This window comes from Paraburkholderia sp. JHI869 (assembly GCF_038900775.1).
In the GTDB taxonomy this organism is placed as follows: domain Bacteria; phylum Pseudomonadota; class Gammaproteobacteria; order Burkholderiales; family Burkholderiaceae; genus Paraburkholderia.
This window is the reverse complement of the sequence record NZ_JAYMSC010000002.1, coordinates 648,379-668,343: the sequence shown is the minus strand read 5'-3', so window position 1 is coordinate 668,343 and position 19,965 is coordinate 648,379. Positions and strand designations below refer to the sequence as shown.

At 65.3% G+C, this 19,965-nt stretch carries 18 protein-coding genes; 16 read left to right on the top strand and 2 right to left on the bottom strand.

Going from position 1 to position 19,965, the window contains the following annotated elements; genetic code table 11:
* The first annotated feature begins 12 nt into the window (after positions 1 to 12).
* Together VSR72_RS06225 and VSR72_RS06220 are read left to right on the top strand one after the other, a co-directional pair.
* Positions 13 to 999, top strand: coding sequence for a chemotaxis protein CheX (locus VSR72_RS06225; RefSeq protein ID WP_342951512.1), 987 nt, complete (start codon positions 13 to 15; stop codon positions 997 to 999).
* 40 nt (positions 1,000 to 1,039) lie between these two features.
* Positions 1,040 to 1,405, top strand: coding sequence for a response regulator (locus VSR72_RS06220; protein WP_028229743.1), 366 nt, complete (start codon positions 1,040 to 1,042; stop codon positions 1,403 to 1,405).
* 66 nt (positions 1,406 to 1,471) lie between these two features.
* On the opposite strand, the gene VSR72_RS06215 is transcribed toward VSR72_RS06220, so the two are convergent.
* Positions 1,472 to 3,799 (bottom strand): FdhF/YdeP family oxidoreductase, encoded by a 2,328-nt coding sequence (locus VSR72_RS06215; protein ID WP_342951511.1) that lies wholly within the window; start codon positions 3,797 to 3,799, stop codon positions 1,472 to 1,474.
* 190 nt (positions 3,800 to 3,989) lie between these two features.
* On the opposite strand from VSR72_RS06215, the gene VSR72_RS06210 reads away from it, so the two are divergent.
* The 7 genes from VSR72_RS06210 (at position 3,990) to VSR72_RS06180 (ending at position 11,523) form a co-directional block, all read left to right on the top strand.
* Complete coding sequence (locus VSR72_RS06210; protein WP_342951510.1) at positions 3,990 to 5,462, top strand: PLP-dependent aminotransferase family protein; 1,473 nt, start codon at positions 3,990 to 3,992, stop codon at positions 5,460 to 5,462.
* Positions 5,463 to 5,473: 11 nt separating this feature from the next.
* Complete coding sequence (locus tag VSR72_RS06205) at positions 5,474 to 5,791, top strand: ArsR family transcriptional regulator (RefSeq protein ID WP_342951509.1); 318 nt, start codon at positions 5,474 to 5,476, stop codon at positions 5,789 to 5,791.
* A 39-nt stretch (positions 5,792 to 5,830) separates the two neighbouring features.
* Entirely contained in the window at positions 5,831 to 6,757 is a 927-nt protein-coding gene (locus VSR72_RS06200) for a LysR family transcriptional regulator (RefSeq protein WP_342951508.1), read from the top strand.
* Positions 6,758 to 6,850: 93 nt separating this feature from the next.
* Positions 6,851 to 7,276 (top strand): MarR family transcriptional regulator, encoded by a 426-nt coding sequence (locus VSR72_RS06195; RefSeq protein WP_342951591.1) that lies wholly within the window; start codon positions 6,851 to 6,853, stop codon positions 7,274 to 7,276.
* A gap of 89 nt (positions 7,277 to 7,365) precedes the next feature.
* Positions 7,366 to 8,451, top strand: a complete 1,086-nt coding sequence (locus VSR72_RS06190) for an HlyD family secretion protein (RefSeq protein WP_342951507.1) — start codon at positions 7,366 to 7,368, stop codon at positions 8,449 to 8,451.
* A gap of 64 nt (positions 8,452 to 8,515) precedes the next feature.
* Complete coding sequence (locus VSR72_RS06185; protein WP_342951590.1) at positions 8,516 to 10,051, top strand: DHA2 family efflux MFS transporter permease subunit; 1,536 nt, start codon at positions 8,516 to 8,518, stop codon at positions 10,049 to 10,051.
* 8 nt (positions 10,052 to 10,059) lie between these two features.
* The gene (locus tag VSR72_RS06180) at positions 10,060 to 11,523 is read left to right on the top strand and encodes an efflux transporter outer membrane subunit (protein WP_342951506.1); all 1,464 of its coding nucleotides are present in this window, start codon (positions 10,060 to 10,062) and stop codon (positions 11,521 to 11,523) included.
* Positions 11,524 to 11,552: 29 nt separating this feature from the next.
* Here the strand turns inward: VSR72_RS06180 and VSR72_RS06175 are convergent, their stop codons facing one another.
* Positions 11,553 to 12,488, bottom strand: a complete 936-nt coding sequence (locus VSR72_RS06175) for an AraC family transcriptional regulator (protein WP_342951505.1) — start codon at positions 12,486 to 12,488, stop codon at positions 11,553 to 11,555.
* A gap of 149 nt (positions 12,489 to 12,637) precedes the next feature.
* Here VSR72_RS06175 and VSR72_RS06170 point away from each other — a divergent pair, with 149 nt between their 5' ends.
* The 7 genes from VSR72_RS06170 to VSR72_RS06140 all read left to right on the top strand — a co-directional run bounded on the left by VSR72_RS06170 (position 12,638) and on the right by VSR72_RS06140 (position 19,877).
* The gene (locus VSR72_RS06170) at positions 12,638 to 13,174 is read left to right on the top strand and encodes a carboxymuconolactone decarboxylase family protein (RefSeq protein ID WP_342951504.1); all 537 of its coding nucleotides are present in this window, start codon (positions 12,638 to 12,640) and stop codon (positions 13,172 to 13,174) included.
* Between the two features lie 163 nt (positions 13,175 to 13,337).
* Positions 13,338 to 14,522 (top strand): thiolase family protein, encoded by a 1,185-nt coding sequence (locus VSR72_RS06165; RefSeq protein ID WP_342951589.1) that lies wholly within the window; start codon positions 13,338 to 13,340, stop codon positions 14,520 to 14,522.
* A 63-nt stretch (positions 14,523 to 14,585) separates the two neighbouring features.
* Complete coding sequence (locus VSR72_RS06160; protein ID WP_158760710.1) at positions 14,586 to 15,020, top strand: MarR family winged helix-turn-helix transcriptional regulator; 435 nt, start codon at positions 14,586 to 14,588, stop codon at positions 15,018 to 15,020.
* Between the two features lie 127 nt (positions 15,021 to 15,147).
* Positions 15,148 to 16,506 (top strand): TAXI family TRAP transporter solute-binding subunit, encoded by a 1,359-nt coding sequence (locus tag VSR72_RS06155; RefSeq protein WP_342951503.1) that lies wholly within the window; start codon positions 15,148 to 15,150, stop codon positions 16,504 to 16,506.
* Between the two features lie 301 nt (positions 16,507 to 16,807).
* Complete coding sequence (locus VSR72_RS06150; protein WP_342951588.1) at positions 16,808 to 18,124, top strand: DUF3300 domain-containing protein; 1,317 nt, start codon at positions 16,808 to 16,810, stop codon at positions 18,122 to 18,124.
* Between the two features lie 26 nt (positions 18,125 to 18,150).
* Positions 18,151 to 19,092, top strand: coding sequence for a DUF2950 domain-containing protein (locus VSR72_RS06145; RefSeq protein ID WP_342951502.1), 942 nt, complete (start codon positions 18,151 to 18,153; stop codon positions 19,090 to 19,092).
* Positions 19,093 to 19,289: 197 nt separating this feature from the next.
* A complete protein-coding gene (locus VSR72_RS06140; RefSeq protein WP_342951501.1) occupies positions 19,290 to 19,877 on the top strand; it encodes a YSC84-related protein in 588 nt (195 codons plus the stop codon).
* Positions 19,878 to 19,965 lie beyond the last annotated feature (88 nt).

Below are 19,965 nucleotides of genomic sequence, written 5' to 3'. Positions count from 1 at the left end.
GAGAACGGAAACATGAACGCGAACAAGCCAGTCAGCAAGCTGTTGCTGCTGGAAAGCGATACGGCGCGCGCCGAGGCGATTGCGCAAACCGCGGCGGCACACGACTGCGTGTGCGTGCCGGTGCGGCGCGAAGCGCTTTCGGCCGCGCTGAAGACGCACTACGACCTGGGCGGCGTGCTGCTCGGCGAGGACTTTGGCGGCTCGTTCGAAGCCGCGGCGGCGGTGGCCGTCGCGCTCGAAGCCGAGCGCCCCGAACTGCCTGTCGTGCTGCGGCGTGCGGCCAACGAACACGGCGATGCGTTGCCAGAACCCCTGCGCGATTTGCCGTGCGCCAACTGGCAGGAAAGCGATCCGCAATCGCTGATCGCGGCGCTCGAAGCGCACGTGTTCTCGCACGACTATCCAGACCCGCTCGTAGACGGCATCACCGACATGACGCTCGGGCGCTTGCGCGGCCTCTTTCCCGATCTCGAAGTGAACTGGGATACGCCGAGCATCGTGCGCGACCGCATCATCTTCGGCGAGGTGCTGACGCTCATCCCGATCGAGACCGCATGGTGCCGCGGCTGGCTTCTCATGCAGACCGAGGAGACGCCACTGATCGAGCTGCTGCCGCCGCGCGCGGGCCGCGACGAGGCGAGCGACTTCCGCGACGTGAACGGCGTGCTCGCCGAGCTAACGAATCTCGTGTGGGGTGCGTTCCGCAACCGCTATCTGGGCAACGCGCGCGCCGCCGACGAAGCGGGCTGGGGCCGCGCGCAGGTGCAGGTGCCGCTGCTCATCAACCATCGGCGGCGCTATTTGTCGTTTGGTTCCGATAATCCGCAGCTGTGCATCAAGTACCGGCTCACGTGCCCGAATACGGGCCGCGAAGTGGTGATCGACCAGCGGTTCGTGTTCAGCCTTGGCTGGTCGCGCGAAGGGTTTGACGAGACGGCCGCACAGGCCGCCGCCGCCGCCGTTGAAGAGCAGGCCAGCGGCGAACTCGAATTATTTTGATGAAAGACGCGCCATACGCGGCGCGAAGGAGATGAACAGCATGGCAAAGATTCTGGTGGTGGACGATTCGAGCACGGTGCGCGACGAAGTGGCCGGTTTTCTGCGCAAGAACGGTCTGGACGTGGACACGGCCGTGGACGGCAAGGACGGCCTCGCGAAGCTGCGCTCGAACCCCGGCGTGAAGCTCGTGGTGAGCGACGTGAACATGCCGAACATGGATGGCCTCACGATGGTCGAGAAGATCCGCAGCGAGCTGGCGAACACGGCCGTGAACGTGGTGATGCTGACCACGGAAAGCAGCCCCGCCATGAAGGAGCGCGGCAAGGCGGCGGGCGTGCGCGGCTGGATCGTGAAGCCCTTCAAGGGCGAAGCGGTGCTGGAAACGTTCCGCAAGCTCGCGAGCTAGGCAGCGCGAATGCGAAAAGGCCTCGGCGCAATTGCCGAGGCCTTAATCATGCTGGCGAAGTGACGATCAGGCTGCGATGGCCTGATCGATGAGCGCGGCCTTCGTCGGGCTCAGCAGTACCGGAATCGACTTCGAAGTCGGCGTGCCCGCGCCATCGGCGACGGACGAGAGCGGCACGAGTGGATTGGTCTCGGGATAGTACGCACCGAGGCAGCCGCGCGGAATGTCGTACTCCACCAGCATGAAGTCCTCGACGTGGCGCTCCACGCCGTCGTCCCACACGCTCGTGATGTCCACGTGCTGGCCCGGCTCGAAGCCGAGCATCGTCATGTCCTCGCGGTTCGCGAACAGCACGCGGCGCAGGCCGTACACGCCGCGATAACGGTCGTCGAGACCGTAGATCGTGGTGTTGTACTGATCGTGCGAGCGCGTGGTCATGAGCGTCATGAGCCGCGGACCGTGCTCGGCGCGCGCGCGGTGAATGGGCGTGTCGAGCGCGATGGCGTGCACGACGAACTGCGCCTTGTTGCTAGGCGTTTTCCACACGCGGTCGCGCGAGGCCACGCCCAGGTGGAAGCCGCCGGGGTGCTTCAGGCGCTCGTTGTAGTTCTCGAAACCGTCGAACACCTTCTCGATGCCGTCGCGGATCTTCGCGTAGTCGGCGGCGAGGTCGAGCCAGTTCACCTTGTCGCTGCCGAGCGTGGCGTGCGCCATGCGCGCGACGATCGCGATCTCCGAAAGCAGGTTCGTCGAAGCGGGCCGGTTCATGCCGTACGAGATGTGCACCATGCTCATCGAGTCTTCGACGCTCACACCTTGCGGCACGCCGTTTTGCAGGTCGATTTCGGTGCGGCCAAGCGTCGGCAGAATGAGCGCGTCGTGGCCGTGAACGAGGTGGCTGCGATTGAGCTTCGTGGTCACGTGCACGGTGAGCGCGCACGCACGCATGGCTTCCCACGTGCGCGGCGTGTCGGGCGTGGCGATCGAGAAGTTGCCGCCGAGACCGATGAACACCTTCACGTGGCCTTCGAGCATCGCGTGAATCGTTTCCACGACGTCGTAGCCATGCTCGCGCGGCGGCTCGAAGTCGTAGGCTTTGCCGAGGCGGTCGAGAAACGCCTGCGTGGGCTTTTCCTCGATGCCGACCGTGCGGTCGCCCTGCACGTTCGAATGGCCGCGCACGGGGCACAGGCCCGCGCCGCGGCGGCCGATGTTCCCGCGCATCATCATGAGGTTCGAGAGCAACTGGATCGTCGCCACCGAATTCTTGTGCTGCGTGAGGCCCATGCCCCACGTCGAAATCACAGCTTTGCCCTTCACGTAAATATCGGCGAGCTTGAGCACTTCTTCGATCGGCACACCCGCTTCGGCGACGATGGTGTCCCACGATTCGGCGCGCAGGTCGGCGGCGAAGGCGTCGAAGCCAACGCAGTGCTCTGCGATGAAATCGACGTCGAGCACGCGTTCCGTACCGTTTGCGAGCGCTTCGTCGTCGAGTTCGATCGTGCGCTTGGCCACGCCCTTGATGAGCGCGAAGTCGCCGCCCACGCGCGGGCGGATGAACACCGAGCTGATCTGCACGCCCTTGGGCGAGAGCATGTCGAGCGTGTGCTGCGGGCTCGCGAAGCGCTCCAGCCCGCGTTCCTTCAACGGATTGATCGAGACGATGGTCGCGCCGCGCTTCGCGCAGTCGCGCAGTTCGCCGAGCATGCGCGGATGGTTCGTCGCCGGGTTCTGGCCGAAGATGAGCAGCGTGTCGGCGTGCTCGAAGTCGTCGAGCGTGACCGTGCCCTTGCCGATGCCCACCGTTCCCGGCAGGCCCCGGCTCGTGGCCTCGTGGCACATGTTCGAGCAGTCGGGGAAGTTGTTCGTGCCGTACATGCGCACGAAGAGCTGATAGAGGAACGCGGCTTCGTTGCTCGCGCGGCCCGAGGTGTAGAACGCGGCGCGGTTCGGGTCGTCGAGCGCGTTGAGATGCTTTGCGATCAGCTTGAACGCGTCGTTCCAGTCGATCGGCACGTAGCGGTCCTGCAATGCGTCGTAGACAAGCGGATCGGTCAGGCGGCCGTGCTGCTCCAGCTCGTAGTCCGATTGCGCCATCAGCTCGCTAACCGTGTGCTCCTGGAAGAACTGCGGCGTCACGCGCTTGCTGGTCGCCTCCGCCGCCACGGCCTTCACGCCGTTCTCGCAGAACTCGAACGTGGACGCGTGCTCGCGGTCGGGCCAGGCGCAGCCGGGGCAGTCGAAGCCGTCGGGCTGGTTCTGCTTGAGCAGGGTGCGGTAATTGCCGCCCGTCACCTTCTCCTTGATGAGATTGATGGCGACCTGCTTGAGCGCGCCCCAGCCAGCGGCGGGGTGGTGATACGGCTCGATGTAACCTTGCGGCTTCTTCATGATGCGGTTGGCTTTTCGTTTTGGAGGGCGGTCTGCCCGATGACTCAAGGCTACTGTGTTCCTGTGCCCCCGGAGATCACAGAAAAACCGAAAGGCAAGGGGTACAGTTGCGGCGTTTTGTCATAGACTTGGGCGGTTCGGCCGCCCGCGCGGTCTTCCTGCCTTTCGCCTGCCTGGACGCAACCCGACCGTGACCCGCTACGAACAACTCGCCGACGATATCGAAGCCGCTGTGCGCCGCGGCGTGTTCGGCCCCGGCGAGCGCATTCCCTCGGTGCGGCGCGCGAGCCAGCAGCACGGCGTGAGCATCAAGACGGTGCTGCGCGCCTATGCGCTGCTGGAAAGCCGCAGCGTGATCGAGTCGCGGCCGCAATCGGGCTATTTCGTGCGCGCGCGCTTGGGTGCGCAGCAAGGGCGCGGCGCGGAGGGCACACCACGTGGGCAGGGCACCCAAGCCGCCTCCCCGGACAAACCCCGCCGCACAAGCGCACCGCGGCAGCCCGTGCCCGCCAACGTGGACGTGAGCCGGCTCGTGCTATCCACGCTGCGCAGCATCGGCGCGCAGGACGCCGTGCCGCTCGGCTCGCCATACCCGGACCCGGCGCTGTTCCCCTGGCGGCGCATCAACCAGTACGCGAACGCCATTGCGCGCCGCCATGCGAGCTGGAACCTCATCGACGACCTGCCGCCCGGCAACCCCGAGCTGATTCGCCAGATCGCGCGGCGCTACGCCGAAAACGGCGTGAGCGTCGATCCCGAGGAAATCGTCATTACCGTGGGCGCGACCGAGGCGATCAACCTGAGCCTGCAAGCCGTGGCCAAACCGGGCGACACGGTGGCCGTGGAATCGCCCACCTACTACGCGATGCTGCACGCCATCGAGCGTCTTGGCATGCGCGCCATCGAAGTGAGCACGCACGCGGATATCGGCATCGACCTCGACGCGCTGGAGCGCGTGCTCACGCGCCAGAAGGTGGCGGCCTGCATGGTGATGCCGAACTTCCAGAATCCGCTAGGTTTTCGCATGCCCGACGCGCACAAGGCGCGGCTCGTGGCGCTGGCCGAGGCGCACGATTTGCCCGTGATCGAGAACGACGTGTATCAGGAACTGTATTTCGGGGAAACGCGGCCTTCCACGCTCAAGCAGTTCGACACGCGCGGCCTCGTGCTGCATTGCGCCTCGTTTTCGAAGAGCCTTTCGGCGTCGTACCGCATTGGCTGGGCGCTGCCGGGGCGCTATCGCGCGCAGGTCGAAAAGCTCAAGTTCCTCAACACGCTCACGACCCCCTCGGTTCCCCAGGTGGCGCTGGCCGATTACTTGCGCCACGATGGCTACGACCGGCACCTGCGCCGCGTGCGGCGCTTCTACCGGCAACAGGCGCGGCTCATGCGGGCGATGGTCGAGCGCTTCTTTCCGGCGGGCACGCGCACCTCGGAGCCGCAAGGCGGCTACGTGCTGTGGGTGGAACTGCCGCCGCGCGTCGATTCGATGCGGCTCTATCAGGCGGCGCTCGCGCAGGGCATTACCATCGGGCCCGGCTACATGTTCTCGATGCGCAACGAGTATCACCACTACATCCGGCTGAATTACAGCTACCCATGGAACGCGCAGACCGAAGCCGCGCTGAAGACGCTAGGCGAAATGGCCGCGAAGATGGCATGAGGAGACAGACGATGAACGCAGATGAAGAACGCGATGACGCCGACGCAGACGAGTCGGGCGTCGATCCGGTGCTGATTGCCGTGCTCGAGCAGTTGTGGCGCGCGGAATGCGAGAAACACGGCCAGCCTGAGCGCCAGGGGCGCTCGTGGTCGCTCGCGAAACTCTCGAAGCAGGCCGGCGTGCCGATGAGCGGATTGCGCAGGCAACTCACGGCGCTCGTGGACAGCGGCCTGGTGGTGACAACGCAGGCCGAAGATGGGACCGGCACGGCGAGTTTGTCGGATGAAGGGCGCGTGTTTTGCGCGGAGGTGTTCGGCGAGGGTGACTGAAACGCTTTAAGCTACGCCAACTCTACATCGCACACGACCATGGACTACATCGACACCCTGCGGATCTTCCGCTCCGTCGTCGAGGCGCGCAGCTTCACGCGCGCCGCGGACATGCACAGCCTCACCACGCCCGTGGTCTCGCGCGCCATCGCGCGCCTCGAAAAGCGCCTCGGCAGCCGGCTCTTTCATCGCAGCACGCGCGCAGTGTCGCTCACCGAGGCGGCCGAGCGCTTCTACGATGGCTGCTGCCGCGTGCTCGACGACCTTGACGCGCTGGAGGCCGACGCCACCGTGCAAACGCGCGAAGCCAATGGCGTGCTGCGCCTCGTCGCGCATACCACGGCCACGGTCAATCGCCTCGTGCCGCTGATCGCGAGCTTCAAGCGCGCGCATCCCAAGGTGACGCTCGACGTGATCCTCACCGAGCGCCCCGTCGATCTCATCGCGGACGGCTACGATCTCGGTCTCGTGCTGCCGTTCATGCTCAACAACGAATCGACCGTCACGCGCCTGCTCGAGCGCATTCCGCTCGCGCTCGTCACGACGCCCGCGTATCTCGCCGAGCGTTCCACGCCAAAGCATCCCACCGACCTCGCCGACCACGTGTTCGTGCCGATGCCGCCTTCCATGCGCAAGCCCACGATCGCGTTTCGCGTAGGCGACGAGGAAGTCGTCGTGCCGTTGCACCACGAAATCGCTTCGAACAACCCCGAGTTCAACCTTGCGATGGTGCTGGAAGGCTTCGGCATTGGCATCCTTCCCACCGGGCTCTTGAGGGAGCAACTCGAGGCGGGCAAGCTCGTGACGGTGCTCGATGACTTCCCGCTCGTCGACATGCAGATCGAGATTCGCCTTGCGTACACCACGCGCACGCTGCAGCCGGCGAAGGTGCGCGCGTTCATCGACCACGCCACCGCGTTTTTCGACAACGTGTCACACGAGGCGCCTTCCAAACTGAAGGCTTAGTGAAAGCTCCGCCGCGATTATTGTCGCCGCGGCCATAATGTGATGCCGTGCGTAAGGCTTGTTCAGGGTCCGATTGGCGACTATTCTGTGCATATGCACATTTATCTGTCACCTGAGCACGACGATTGCTTTGCCGTACGCCAGGCTGCGCGACATTTGTCGCAGCTTTACGAACGGCACCTGAGCGCGGCGGGGCTCACGCCCACGCAGTTCAGCATTCTCGGCGAGCTCGGCCGGGGGCCGAGTCTCACGATGGCGGAACTCGGGCGCTCGATGGTGATGGAGCGCACTACGCTCGTGCGAGCCTTGCGGCCGCTGTTGCGCGGCGCGCTCGTGGCCGATGCGCCTGACCACGGCGAACGCCGCCGCCGCCTCGCGCTCACGCAAGCGGGCCGCGCGCGGCTCGACGCGGCGCACGAACACTGGCGCGCCGCGCAGGACGAATTCGAGCGCCGTTTTGGCGCACAACGCGCCGCGTGGCTGCGGCGCGAGCTGTTTCGCATCACACGGGCGGTTTGAAGTCGTAGTGGATTTGCGGGTCGCGTCGCGTTTCTTCATACCGCGGCGTTTTTTTCATCTTCAGTAGTGTATATGCACAGGTAAACGTCATGTCGAGTCCTTCCACTTCCGTTGTGGTCGAGCCAGCGCAGGTGAGAGAGCGTGCGCGCGTTTCGCGCATGCGTCTCGCGCTAGGCGCGGTCGCTCTCGTGCTGGCGGCCGCCGCCGGCTACTGGTTCTTCGTGCTGCGCTTCATCGAGACCACCGACGACGCCTACGTGGGCGGCAACGTCACCGTGATGGCGCCGCGCGTGAGCGGCTTCGTCGCGGACATTCCCGTGCAGGACAACCAGCACGTTCACGCGGGCCAGGTGCTGCTGCGCCTCGACTCGCGCGACTACGACGCGAAGCTCGCCCAGGCCAACGCGGAGCTGGCAAGCGCGCGCGCCGCAGTCGACGAATTGCAGGCGAGGCGCACGTTGCAGGAAGCGGTGATCAATCAGCACCAGGCCGAAGTGCGCGCCTCGAACGCGGAACTCACGCGCAGCGGTCAGGACCAGACGCGCTACCGCGAGCTGGTGAAAGACGACGCCGTGTCGAACCAGTTGGTCGAGCGTGCGGATTCCGACTACGCGAAGGCCCAGGCGTCGGTCGCGCAAAGCGGCGCGGCGGTGCTGGCGGCGCAACGCCAGCTCGACGTGCTCGCCGCGCAGATCAACGACGCCCAGGCGCGTGTCGCGACCGCCGAAGCCAACCAGCGCCTGGCACAACTGAACGTCGAATACACGACGCTGACCGCGCCCGTGGATGGCTACATCGGCAACCGCACGGCGCGTGTGGGCACGCTTGCCAACGTGGGCGCGCCGCTGCTTACCGTGGTGCCCGCCACGGGCCTGTGGGTGGACGCGAACTTCAAGGAAGACCAGTTGAAGATGATGCACGCGGGCGATCGCGCCGACGTGACGCTCGACGCGGCCAGCGGCACGCTGCACGGCACCGTGGAGAGCCTCGCCCCCGCTACGGGCGCGACCTTCAGCGTGCTGCCGCCCGAGAACGCCACGGGCAACTTCACGAAGATCGTGCAGCGCGTGCCGGTGCGCATCCGCATCGACGCCAATGCGCCGGCAGCTCTGGCGCAAGCGCTGCGGCCCGGTCTTTCGGCGACCGTGAAAGTGCACCTCTCCGAAGCACATTAAAGAGGCCACTGCGATGAACGCCACCCCCAGCGACGACCCGACGCTCGCTCCCCATCTCCAGCCGATGGCGCAACGCGCCTTCGCATTCGCGCTGATGTGCATCGGCTTCTTCATGGCCACGCTCGACATCCAGATCGTCGCTTCGTCGCTGCGCGACATCGGCGGCGGTCTTTCCGCGAGCCAGGACGAGCTTTCGTGGGTGCAAACGGCTTACCTGATCGCCGAGATCATGGTGATCCCCATGTCGGGATGGCTCTCGAAGGTGTTCTCCACGCGCTGGCTCTTCGTGGCTTCCGCAGTGGGCTTCACCATCACGAGCATGCTGTGCGGCCTCGCATGGGATATCAACTCGATGATCGTGTTTCGCGGCCTGCAAGGCGCGCTCGGCGCGGCGATGATTCCCACCGTGTTCACCACGGCCTTCGTGCTCTTTCCCGGCAAGCAGCGTCTCGTTGCGTCCACAACCATCGGTGCGCTCGCCTCGCTCGCGCCCACGCTCGGGCCTGTGATTGGCGGCTGGATCACCGATCAATGGTCGTGGCATTGGCTCTTTTATCTGAACCTCGTGCCGGGTGTGGCCGTCGCTGCGCTGGTGCCGAAGTACGTAAATATCGACAAGCCCGATCTTTCGCTTCTCAAACGTGGCGATTATCTCGGCATTGCGCTCATGTGCGGCTTTCTGGGCTGCCTTGAATACGTGCTGGAAGAAGGTCCGCGCAAGAACTGGTTCGGCGACGACGTGATCGTCGCCTGTACGTGGATCTCGGCGATCTGCGGCTTTCTCTTCATCGTGCATGCACTGACGGCGAAGGACCCGATCGTCGATCTGCGCGCGCTGCTCGTGCGCAACTTCGGCATTGGCAGCCTGCTTTCGTTCGTCACGGGCATCGGCATTTTCGTGGCCGTTTATCTCACGCCGCTCTTTCTCGCGGAAGTGCGCGGCTACAGCTCGCTGCAAATCGGCTTGTCGCTGCTTTCGGTGGGTGTGTTCCAGTTGCTCGCGCTTGGCGTATACGCCTTCGCCACGCGCTTTTTCAGCATGCGCTCGCTGCTGCTGTTCGGGCTGATCTGTTTCGGGCTGGGCTGCTACCTGTATGTGCCGCTCACGCACGACTGGGGCTGGCAGCAGTTCCTCGTGCCGCAAGCGCTGCGCGGCATTGGCCAGCAATTCGCGATTCCGCCCATCGTCACGATGTCGCTCGGCTCGCTGCCGCCTTCGCGGCTGAAGTCGGCGAGCGGTCTCTTCAATCTCATGCGCAATCTGGGTGGCGCGATCGGCATTGCCGTGAGCGCGACGATGCTCAACGACCGGCTCAACTTCCACTATCTGCGCCTGAACGAGAGCGTGACCGGCGGCACGCCACAGGTGCAGTTGCTGCTGGCGGGGCGCACTGCGTACTGGTCGTCCGTGGCGGGCAACGCCATCGATGCCGCCGAAGCGGGGCTCGCGCAACTGCACGCGCTGATTCTGCGTGAGGCGCTCGTGATGACGTTCTCCGATACGTTCTTCGTGCTCTCGCTTTGCTTCCTGGTCGCCATTGCGAGCGTGGCGTTCTCAAAGCCGATTTCGCTGGGTGGCCCGCCGCCCGATGCCCATTGAGGTACCCCATGAAAACCCCCGAACGCTCATCGACCCCCATGCGCCTCGTGCTCTCGCTGCTCTCAGCCGCCGTGCTCGCCGCTTGCGCGGTGCAGCCCGCGCAGCATCCCGACCTGCCCGCCACGGTGCATGAAACGGCGCCTGCGGCATGGCGCATCGACGCGCCGCAGGACGCCATCGCAGCGCGCGCCTGGTGGGCGCAATTCGGCGATCCGACGCTCGATACGCTGCTCGCCACGGTGCTCGAAGGCAACCTCGACTTGCAGGCCGCCGCCGAGCGCGTGAAGCAGGCGCAAGCGATCACCACGCAAAAGCACGCGGCGTTGCTGCCGCAGCTCGACTTCACCGCGCACGGTGTCTACGAGCGCCAGAACACGCCGCCGCCGCTCGGCTACGTAAAGCAGGCGGGCGCGGGTCTCGCGCTGAGCTGGTCGCCCGACGTATTCGGCGGCGAGCGGCTCGATCTGCTCGCGGCTCAGGCGAATCTCGTGGGCCAGAAGCACGCACTCGATGCGGTGCGCCTCGCGCTGGCGGCGAATACGGCCTCGGCGTATGTCGATCTGCGCTATGCACAGGCAGAGTTGAAAATCCTTCAGGATAACCTGGAGATTCGCAAGCGTACCTTGCTGCTTACGCAGGACCGGTTGAAATACGGCCTTTCCACGCAACTGGACGTGGCGCGCGCGCAAACGCAGCTAAGCGAGTTGCAAGCGCGCATTCCGCGCGCGCAGGCGAGCATCGATCATCAGTTGAACCTGATCGCGGTGTACACGGGGCGCACGCCGGAGTCCGTGGCGCAGCTCGCGCTCGCCCAAACCGCGCCCATTCCCGGCGTGCCGGCGAGCGTGCCGCAGATGCTGCCCTCCGAAGCGCTGCTGCGCCGCCCCGACGTGCAGGCCGCCTACGCCACCGTGCAACAGCGCGCGGCCGAAGTGGGCGTGGCGCGTGCCGAGCGCTATCCGAAGTTCACGCTCAATCTCACGGACGGCATTCTTGCCGCGTCCTATCTTGGCATGCCCACGCTCACGGATAACCTCTTTAGCGCGGCGATTGGCGCGACGAGTCCGATCTTCAACGCGGGGCGCATCACGGCCGACATCGACCAGAGCGAGAGCCGCATGCGCGAGTCGCAGCTCAATCTGCAGCAGACCATGTTGCAGGCGTTGCGCGAAGTGGAAGACAGCCGCAGCGATCTCGTGAGCACGGCGAGTCAGACGCAGCAGTTGAACGACGCGCTGACTTCGTCGGCGCAATCGCTCAAGCTCGCCAACCAGCTTTACAAGGGCGGCGCCACGGACTTTCTCGACGTGCTGAACGCGCAGCAAACCTTGCTCGCCGACCAGGACCTGCTCAACGACGCGCAGCGCGAGCGCGCGCTCGCGGCGGTCGCGCTTTACCGCTCGCTTGGCGGCGGCTGGAGTCAGAGCGGCGACGTGGTGCTCGCTCAGGAAACCCCCGCGCACGGCGGCTAAAAGGCACGGACCGACCCATGACCTTGCGCTCAAGCGCCGGAAGCCGCCTCGTGTGCCTGCGCGCGCCACTGCGCGGGCGTCATGCCCACGTGGCGCTTGAAGCCGCGCTGGAAGGCGGCGTCCGACTGGTAGCCCACGAATTCGCCGATCTCGGCCACGCTCTCGTTGCTTTGCGCAAGCATGCGGCCCGCGAGCGTCATGCGGATATCGGTGAGCACGTCGGCGGCCGAGCGGCCGATGGCCTCGTCGAAGTGCCGCGCGAACGTCGCGCGCGACATGTGGCAAAGCTCCGCAAGCTCGGGCAGCGTCCAGGGCTTGCCGGGCGTTTCGAACATGGCGTCGATGGCGGGTTGCAGGCGCGGGCGCTGTGCGAGCGCGAGCAAGCCGCGCGGCGGGGCGTCGCCGGCGCTGGCGTAGCGCAGCGTGAGCCCGAAGAGCGCACCCGAAAGATGGTTCACGAGCGACTCGCTGCCAGGCGCCGCCTCATAGGCTTCGTCGCGCAACAGCGAGATCAGGCGCACGAGACGTTCGGGCGGTTGCGCCCCATCGCGCGTGCTATGCACGACGAGGCGCGCGGGCAGATTCTCCCGCAGCAGGCGCTGCGGCACGGCGGGCAGCAGGAAGCGGCCGCACAGCACGTCGGCGGTGGCGCCGTCGCCCGTATTCGTTTCGACGGTCACGCCGTTTTCCATGCGCTTGGCGACGGTGGCGGGCGCCGCGCCGCTGCCATCGTGCAGCACGTGCGCGCTGCCCGAGGGAAACAGCACGATGTCGCCCGCATGCATGGCGACGGGCGCGCCGTGCGCATCCTCGACGATGGCGCGCCCGGCAATCAGCACGTGATAGCGGATCTCGCGCTCCTTCGCGCCGGGTTCATCGATGCGCCATGGCGCGCCGAAATGACAGCGCACGTCGAGGCGGCCGGCAACGGGCATCAGCGCGAGAAGGCGGCTCAGCAGATCCATGGTGGGCGAGTGAGACGATTGAGCATGAAGTCGCGCCATTCTGGCATTAAAAGCGCAACGGTGCGCGCATACACTGCATCCATGCCATCGACGATGGCAACGCGACACAGACACCCGCTCGCGACCACGCAACGTTTAAGGAGCACAACATGTCCCGTCTTTCCGCCATCAAGCCTGAAGCCGCCACCGGCGCCGCTGCTGAAATCTTTGCAAAGATCCGCAAGGCCGTGGGCAAGGTGCCAAACGCCTACGCCACCATCGGCACGCATAGCCCCGAAGCGCTGGGCGCGCTGCTGGGCGTCGAAGCGGTGATCGGCGCCGGCACGCTGTCGAAGCCCGACGTCGAAGCGATCAAGCTCGCGGTGAGCGAAGTGGCGGGCTGTGACTACTGTCTCGCGGCGCATACGCTGGCGGGCAAGTTCGCAGGCCTGGCGCCGGAAACGATGAAGGCGGTGCGCGCAGGCGATGCGACCGGCGACGCCAAGCGCGACGCGCTCGTGCACTTCGTTCGCGTGCTGGTCACCACGCACGGCACGCTGCCCGAAGGCGAAGTCAGCGCGATTCGCGAGGCCGGTTATACCGAGCGCCAGATCGTCGAAATCTCGCTCGCTGTGGCATCGATCACGTTCACGAACCTCGTGAACCGCATCAACGATACGACGCTGGATTTTCCGGCCGCGCCGTAATGTAGCGCAAACAGTTTTACCCACCCCGCGTGCGCTGGACACGACATCAATCGTGCCAGCGCACGCGAGCGCTTGTTCCACAAAATCGTTTGAAAGTGTGCATATGCATACATAGAATGATGACGGAGCGGCGTACACGAAAGGAGAGTTGTCCATGAGCAAGCTGAATTCGCGCGAGATCGTTTTGTGCCAGCCGGTGCGTACGGCAATTGGCGGTTTCAACGGTGCGTTCAAGGGCGTTCCGGCCACGGAGCTAGGCGCGGCGGCGGTGCGCGAAACGCTCGCGCGTGCGAAGCTCGATCCCGCGCGGCTCGGCTCCGTGGTGCTCGGCAACGTGGTCCAGGCGGGGAACAAGATGAATCCCGCGCGCCAGGCCGAGCTTGGCGGCGGCGTGCCGGTTCAGGTGCCCGCGCTCACGGTCAATCGCGTGTGCGGGTCAGGCGCGCAAGCCATCGCGAGCGCCGCGCAGGAGGTGATGCTGGGTCTCGCCGACGTCGCGCTCGCGGGCGGCATGGAGAACATGGACCGCGCGCCGTATCTGCTGGACGGCGGCCGCTGGGGCTATCGCATGGGCAACGCCGAGATTCATGACAGCATGCTGCGCGATGGTTTAGTCGACGCATTTTCGGGCCAGCATTCGGGTTGGCACACCGAAGATCTGGTGACGCAGTCTGCGCTCACGCGCGCGGAGCAGGACAACTGGGCCGTGCGTTCGCAGCAGCGTTTCGCAGCCGCACAAGCGGCGGGGCGCTTCAAGGAAGAAATCGCCGCGGTGGAAGTGAAAGGCAAGAAGGGCATGGAGCGCATCGATACCGACGAAGCGCCGCGCCCCGACACGACGCTCGAGGCGCTCGCGAAGCTGCGTCCCGCGTTTCGCCCGGACGGCACGATCACAGCGGGCAACGCACCCGGCCTGAACAGCGCTGCGAGTGCGATGCTCGTGGCCGAGCGCGGCTTTGCCGAAGCCGAAGGTCTGGCGCCGATGGTGAAGCTGGTGGCGTGGGGCGTGGCGGCGGTGGAGCCTGGCATGTTCGGCTTGGGCCCCGTGCCCGCCGTGCAACTCGCGTTGGGGCGCGCGGGCTGGTCGCTTGGCGACGTCGATCGCTTCGAGATCAACGAGGCGTTCGCGGCCGTGCCGCTCGCGGTCATGAAGCAGCTTGGCATTCCCGAGGACATCGTGAACGTGGAAGGCGGCGCGATCGCGCATGGACACCCTATCGGCGCGACGGGCGCGATTCTCACCACGCGTCTCGCATGGTCGATGCAGCGCGACGGCGTGCGTCGCGGCGTCGTAACGCTTTGCATCGGCGGCGGCCAGGGTATCGCGCTCGCGCTCGAGAAAGTATGATGGCCGGATGACATTGAGGCGCGATGGACTGCGATGCGGACTGGGATACAGGCGGGGAACACGATGACGAAGCGGATCACACGCGAGGAATGCAACTGTTTTGCGCTGCGGCAGGCAGCGCGTTTCGTTACGCAGTTGTACGAGCGGCACCTCTCGCAGGCGGACGTCACGGCCGCGCAGTTCACCATCCTCTCGCGCCTCGCGGGTAGGCCCGACGCCACGGCCGCCGAACTTTCCGACGACCTCGTGATGGACCGCACGACGCTCGTGCGGGCGCTCAAGCCGCTGCAGCGCGACGGCCTCGTGCTCACGGCGGCGGCCGAACACGACACCCGTACGCTGGTCTACCGGCTGTCGGCTGCGGGCTTGCGTCGCTATGACAAGGCGCACGCGTTATGGCTCGACGCCCAGGCCGAGTTCGAGCAGCACATGAAGCGCGACCGCGCGAAGGCGCTACGCACTGAACTGTTTGCACTGACGAAGGCCGCGGCGGGCTGACACTCCACTTACGCACGCACGCGTTTCGTAAGCCCTTCAGGCGAGGCGGCCACGCCAGCGATCAGATCTGGCGCGAAAATGGCATCATGAGAATTCCAGGAGTCTGACGCTCTGCCGCCGGGTTCTCATGAGACGATATCGACCGCCGCCACCCAACTTTCTGCGTGACCACGCGCACCCAGCCTGGCGCGATATCGCTTTGACCACGCTGCCCGTGGCCCTGTTCTGCGCGGTGGTGGTCGGTCTTGTCTTCTGGCTCGTCGATCCCGCGCCGCCGCATACGATCACGATCAGCGCGGGCCCCGCCGACAGCTCCTTCATGCAGATGGCGCAAGCCTACCGCGCGATCCTCGCGCGCAACGGCGTGGCGCTCAAGATTCTCGAATCGGACGGCTCGGTGCAGAACCTGCAACGCCTGCTCGATCCAAAGCAGCACGTGGACCTCGCGTTCGTGCAGGGCGGCGTGGCCGACGGCGTGGACACACGCTCGCTTATGTCGCTCGGCAGCGTGGCTTATTTGCCGATCATCGTGTTCTATCGCGGCTCGGGTCTCACGCGGCTCTCCGAGCTCGAAGGCAAGCGCATTGCCGTTGGCCGCGTGGGCAGCGGCACGCGCGAGCTTGCGCTCAAGCTGCTCTCCGCGAACGGCATGGACCCCGGCGGTGAGTCCACCTTCCTGCCGCTCGACGGCATGGACGCGGCCACCGCGCTCGTGTCCGGCCGCGTCGAGGCCGCCATGCTGAGCGGCGACTCGACCACGCGCGCTCTGATGCTGCGCCTGCTCGACATCCCCGGCATCTCGGTGATGAGCTTCGACGAAGCGGCCGCTTATACGCGGCTCTTTCCCTACCTCGATGACGTGGACCTGCCGCCCGGCGTGCTCGATTTGCGCAGGCGCCAGCCACGCGAAACGGTGCACCTGATCGGCCCGACTGTCGAACTCGTTGCGCGCGACACGCTGCATCCCGCGCTTTCCGATCTGCTCATCGAAGCGGCGGGCGAGGTGAATGGCGCGCCTGGACTCCTGCAGCGCGAAGGCCAGTTTCCAAGCCCGGCGGTACATGACTTCCGCGTGAGCGAGGACGCTACGCGCTACTACAAGTCGGGCAAGAGTTTTCTCTATCGCGCGCTGCCGTTCTGGCTCGCGAGCGTGACGGACCGCTTGCTGGTGCTGCTGCTGCCATTGGCCGTGCTTGTGATTCCCGCATTGCGCACGATACCGGCGCTGTATCGCTGGCGCGTGCGTTCGCGCATTTATCGCTATTACGGTGCGCTCATCGCCATCGAGCGCGACGCGCTCAAACATACGAACGAAGAAGAGCGGCGCGCGCTGGTCGAGGAGCTCGACGAGATCGAACGCTCGCTCAACACGTTGCGCATGCCACTCGCGTACGCCGACGCGTTTTACGTGCTGCGAGAACACGTGGGTTTCGTGCGTATGCACTTGAGCGCAAACGAGTCGCAATCGCACTCGAGCGAGGTCTGATTGCGGTCGCGAAATTATTATGCTCAACGTAGTGTTGTCTGCCATTGATGCATGTCGCGTAACCGCAGTGTTGATACACATCTTCCGTTGACACGGTGAGTCTTGGCCCTTTATTTTCCTGAAGCACGCCGTAGCGTTTAGCGATTGTGTAGTTTGAAAAAGTAGTTCGAGAATATTTCGATCGCGGCAAAAGTCAGCAACACTATTTCGTAACCGGGAGGACCGTAACGTGAAATCAACCGGTGTAAGCCAGCGCTTCGCCTGGCTCGTGTGCGCCACACTCGCAGGCGCACCGCTTTTCGTGGGACCGTTTGGGCCCACTGTCGCGCTCGCGCAGAACGCGGCACATCTTTCGAACCAGCAACTCGATTCACTCACAGCGCCCATTGCGCTCTATCCTGACGCGTTGCTCGCGCAGGTGCTCATGGCCACCACGTTCCCGCAAGACGTGTCCGCTGCCGCCGCGTGGTCGAAGTCCAATCCGAACCTCAAGGGCGACGACGCGGTGAAGGCCGTGGCATCCGAGCCGTGGGATCCGAGTGTGCAGTCGCTGGTGGCGTTCCCGCAGGCGCTCGCCACCATGGCTTCGAAGCCAGAGTGGGTTCAACAAATCGGCGATGCGTTTCTCGCGCAGCCCAACGACGTGATGGATTCCGTGCAGCGCCTGCGCGCGCAGGCGCAGAAGGCGGGCAATCTCAAGTCCAATGAGCAGCAGAAGGTCGTGGTGCAGCCGGCCTCGGGTACGTCGACCACGCAAACCATCGTGATCGAGCCGACCAATCCGCAAGTGGTCTACGTGCCGACGTATAACCCGACGGTGGTCTATGGCGCGTGGCCGTATCCGGCCTACCCGCCTGTCTACATGCCACCGCCTCCGGGATATGCCATGGCCACCGCCTTCGTGGGCGGGCTTGCGTTCGGCGCGGGCGTGGCGGTCGCGAACTCGCTGTGGGGCGGCGTCAACTGGGGCACCAACAACGTCAACGTCAACGTCAATCGCTACAACAACATCAACGTCAACAACCGCATCAACACGGCAAACGCCACGCAGAACTGGAATAGCAACGCCAACGTCCAGCGTCGGCAGAACTACAACAACGCGAACATGAACGGCCAGCGCAACCAGTACCGTGGCTACGACCAGTCCCGCACGCAGGCCATGCAGACCTTGCAGAACCGCACTGGCCAGAACATGAGCGGCAATGCACAGCAGAGATACCAGGGCATCGAGCAAGGTGGCCGGCCGAATGCCAACGGCGGCAACGGAGCGAACGGCAATCGCGGCAACGAGCTCAACAATCGCGCACAAAACGGCGCGCAAAACGCGAACCGTGGCAACGAACTCGGCAACCGCGGGCAGAACGGCGCGCAGAACGCGAACCGCTCGAACGATCTCAACAACCGGGCGCAGAGCATGAATCGCGATAACGCGTTACGCGGCGCGGGCGATGGCAACAATGCGCGCCTCGAACAACAGCGCGGACAGCAAAGCCGCGATGCGTTCCAGAGCCATGGCGGCGGTGGCGGGTTTAACGGCGGCGGTGGGGGCTTCCATGGCGGCGGAGGCGGCGGCTTCGGCGGTGGTGGTGGCGGTGGACGTCACATCGGCCGTCGATAACGTTGAATATCATGAGGAGTCTAGAAATGATCCGCATCTCCGCACGCCGCCTGCCGTACGACTATGCGCTCGCGCTCGGCACGGCACTCGCGCTCTTTGGCGCGCCCGCGCTGCTGCCCGCCCAGTTCGGCGGCGCCGCTTACGCGCAAGCTGTCTTCGCCACGCCTGAAGCCGCCGCGAACGCGTTCACCGACGCACTCGCGACCAACGACCAGGGCGCCATGAAGCACGTGCTCGGCAACGATTTCACGCAGTTCATCCCCACGCAGAGCATCGGTCAGGACGATATCGACGACTACCTTGGCGCCTGGGCAAAGGGCCACCGCGTCGTGCCCGACGCCACCCCCGTTGCGGGCAAGGCGAGCGCTCATGTCGAGGTGGGCGACAGCGGCTGGACGCTGCCCATCCCCCTCGTGCAGTCGGGCAAGGGCTGGCATTTCGACCCGCGTGAAGGCGCGAGCGAAATCCTCACGCGCCGCATTGGCCGCAACGAGCGTGCGGCCATGCTCACCTCGCTCGCCTACGTCGACGCGCAGAACGACTATCGCAAGCTCACGCAGCACTATGCGCAGCGCCTCATCAGCACGCCGGGCACGCACGACGGTTTGTACTGGCCTGTCGAGCCGGGTGAGACCGAAAGTCCGCTCGGACCGCTCGCGGCAGCCATGCCGGGCAATGCGAAGATCACGCCAACAGAGGGCTATCACGGCTATCACTTCCGCGTTCTCACCGCGCAGGGTGCGCACGCCAGCGGTGGTGCACGCAACTATCTCGAGAACGGGGATCTGAGCGGCGGTTTCGCGCTCGTGGCCTGGCCGGCGCAGTACGGCAAAACCGGTGTGATGAGCTTCATCATCAACCAGGACGGCCAGCTGTATCAGAAAAACCTCGGGCCAAACGGCGCGCATGCGGCAGCGGCGATCAAGGCGTTCGATCCCGACTCGACCTGGCAGGCCACCAAGCCCTGATCGACGATCCGCCGTCCTTCGGGCGGCATGATTGCTGACGTCGTTCTCTGACAGACGCTGCACACGGAATTCGGGCACAATCAAGCCACGGCGACGTGGCTGTCGCCCGATGCGGGCTTTGGCCATCGGAAGCGGAGAAGTCGGGCATGCGGCTTGCTAGACCATCTCCGCACTCTCATTCGTGTGGAGATAACCAAATGCAACGACGCAACTTCATGCTAACGGCGGCGGTGACCCTCGCCTCGGGCGGTCTCACGCTCGCGGGCTGTAGCACCACGACGCCTTCGAGTTCCACAGCGTCGCAGAACATGTCAAAGCGCCAGTCGATCGACGCGTCTGTGGATGGCACCCTCTCGCGCCTGACTTCGACCGTGAAGGGCTCGCACGAACTCCTCGCGAAGTCGCGCGGCGTGCTGGTGTTCCCCGAAGTGCTGCAGGCCGGCTTCATCGTCGGCGCGCAGTATGGCGAGGGCGCGTTGCGCGTGGGCGGCGCGACGGTCGGCTACTACAGCACCGTGTCGGGCTCTTTCGGCCTTCAGGCCGGCGCTCAGTCGAAGGCGCTCATCTTCGCCTTCATGACGCAGGACTCGCTCGACAAATTCCGCGCGACGGACGGCTGGGCCGCGGGCGCCGACGCATCGGTCGCGCTCGTGACCGTGGGCGCGAACGGCGTTGTCGACACCAACACGGCTACGCACCCGGTGGAAGTCTTCGTGCTGACCAACGCGGGCCTGATGGCCGACGTCTCGCTGGCAGGCACCAAGGTCACGCGTCTGAATATCTGAAGAGGCGCGCTCCGGTAAAAAGCGCCGGATCATGTAAAAAGGGGCAAGGCGTCAAGCCTTGCCCCTTCGTCATTTCTGTGCGGCCCGA

Coding starts and splice junctions, on each gene's coding strand:
- VSR72_RS06225 (WP_342951512.1), top strand. CDS start 13: ATGAACGCGAACAAGCCAGTCAGCAAGCTGTTGCTGCTGGAAAGCGAT.
- VSR72_RS06220 (WP_028229743.1), top strand. CDS start 1,040: ATGGCAAAGATTCTGGTGGTGGACGATTCGAGCACGGTGCGCGACGAA.
- VSR72_RS06215 (WP_342951511.1), bottom strand. CDS start 3,799: ATGAAGAAGCCGCAAGGTTACATCGAGCCGTATCACCACCCCGCCGCT.
- VSR72_RS06205 (WP_342951509.1), top strand. CDS start 5,474: ATGAACGCAGATGAAGAACGCGATGACGCCGACGCAGACGAGTCGGGC.
- VSR72_RS06200 (WP_342951508.1), top strand. CDS start 5,831: ATGGACTACATCGACACCCTGCGGATCTTCCGCTCCGTCGTCGAGGCG.
- VSR72_RS06195 (WP_342951591.1), top strand. CDS start 6,851: ATGCACATTTATCTGTCACCTGAGCACGACGATTGCTTTGCCGTACGC.
- VSR72_RS06190 (WP_342951507.1), top strand. CDS start 7,366: ATGTCGAGTCCTTCCACTTCCGTTGTGGTCGAGCCAGCGCAGGTGAGA.
- VSR72_RS06185 (WP_342951590.1), top strand. CDS start 8,516: ATGGCGCAACGCGCCTTCGCATTCGCGCTGATGTGCATCGGCTTCTTC.
- VSR72_RS06180 (WP_342951506.1), top strand. CDS start 10,060: ATGAAAACCCCCGAACGCTCATCGACCCCCATGCGCCTCGTGCTCTCG.
- VSR72_RS06175 (WP_342951505.1), bottom strand. CDS start 12,488: ATGGATCTGCTGAGCCGCCTTCTCGCGCTGATGCCCGTTGCCGGCCGC.
- VSR72_RS06170 (WP_342951504.1), top strand. CDS start 12,638: ATGTCCCGTCTTTCCGCCATCAAGCCTGAAGCCGCCACCGGCGCCGCT.
- VSR72_RS06160 (WP_158760710.1), top strand. CDS start 14,586: ATGACGAAGCGGATCACACGCGAGGAATGCAACTGTTTTGCGCTGCGG.
- VSR72_RS06155 (WP_342951503.1), top strand. CDS start 15,148: ATGAGACGATATCGACCGCCGCCACCCAACTTTCTGCGTGACCACGCG.
- VSR72_RS06145 (WP_342951502.1), top strand. CDS start 18,151: ATGATCCGCATCTCCGCACGCCGCCTGCCGTACGACTATGCGCTCGCG.
- VSR72_RS06140 (WP_342951501.1), top strand. CDS start 19,290: ATGCAACGACGCAACTTCATGCTAACGGCGGCGGTGACCCTCGCCTCG.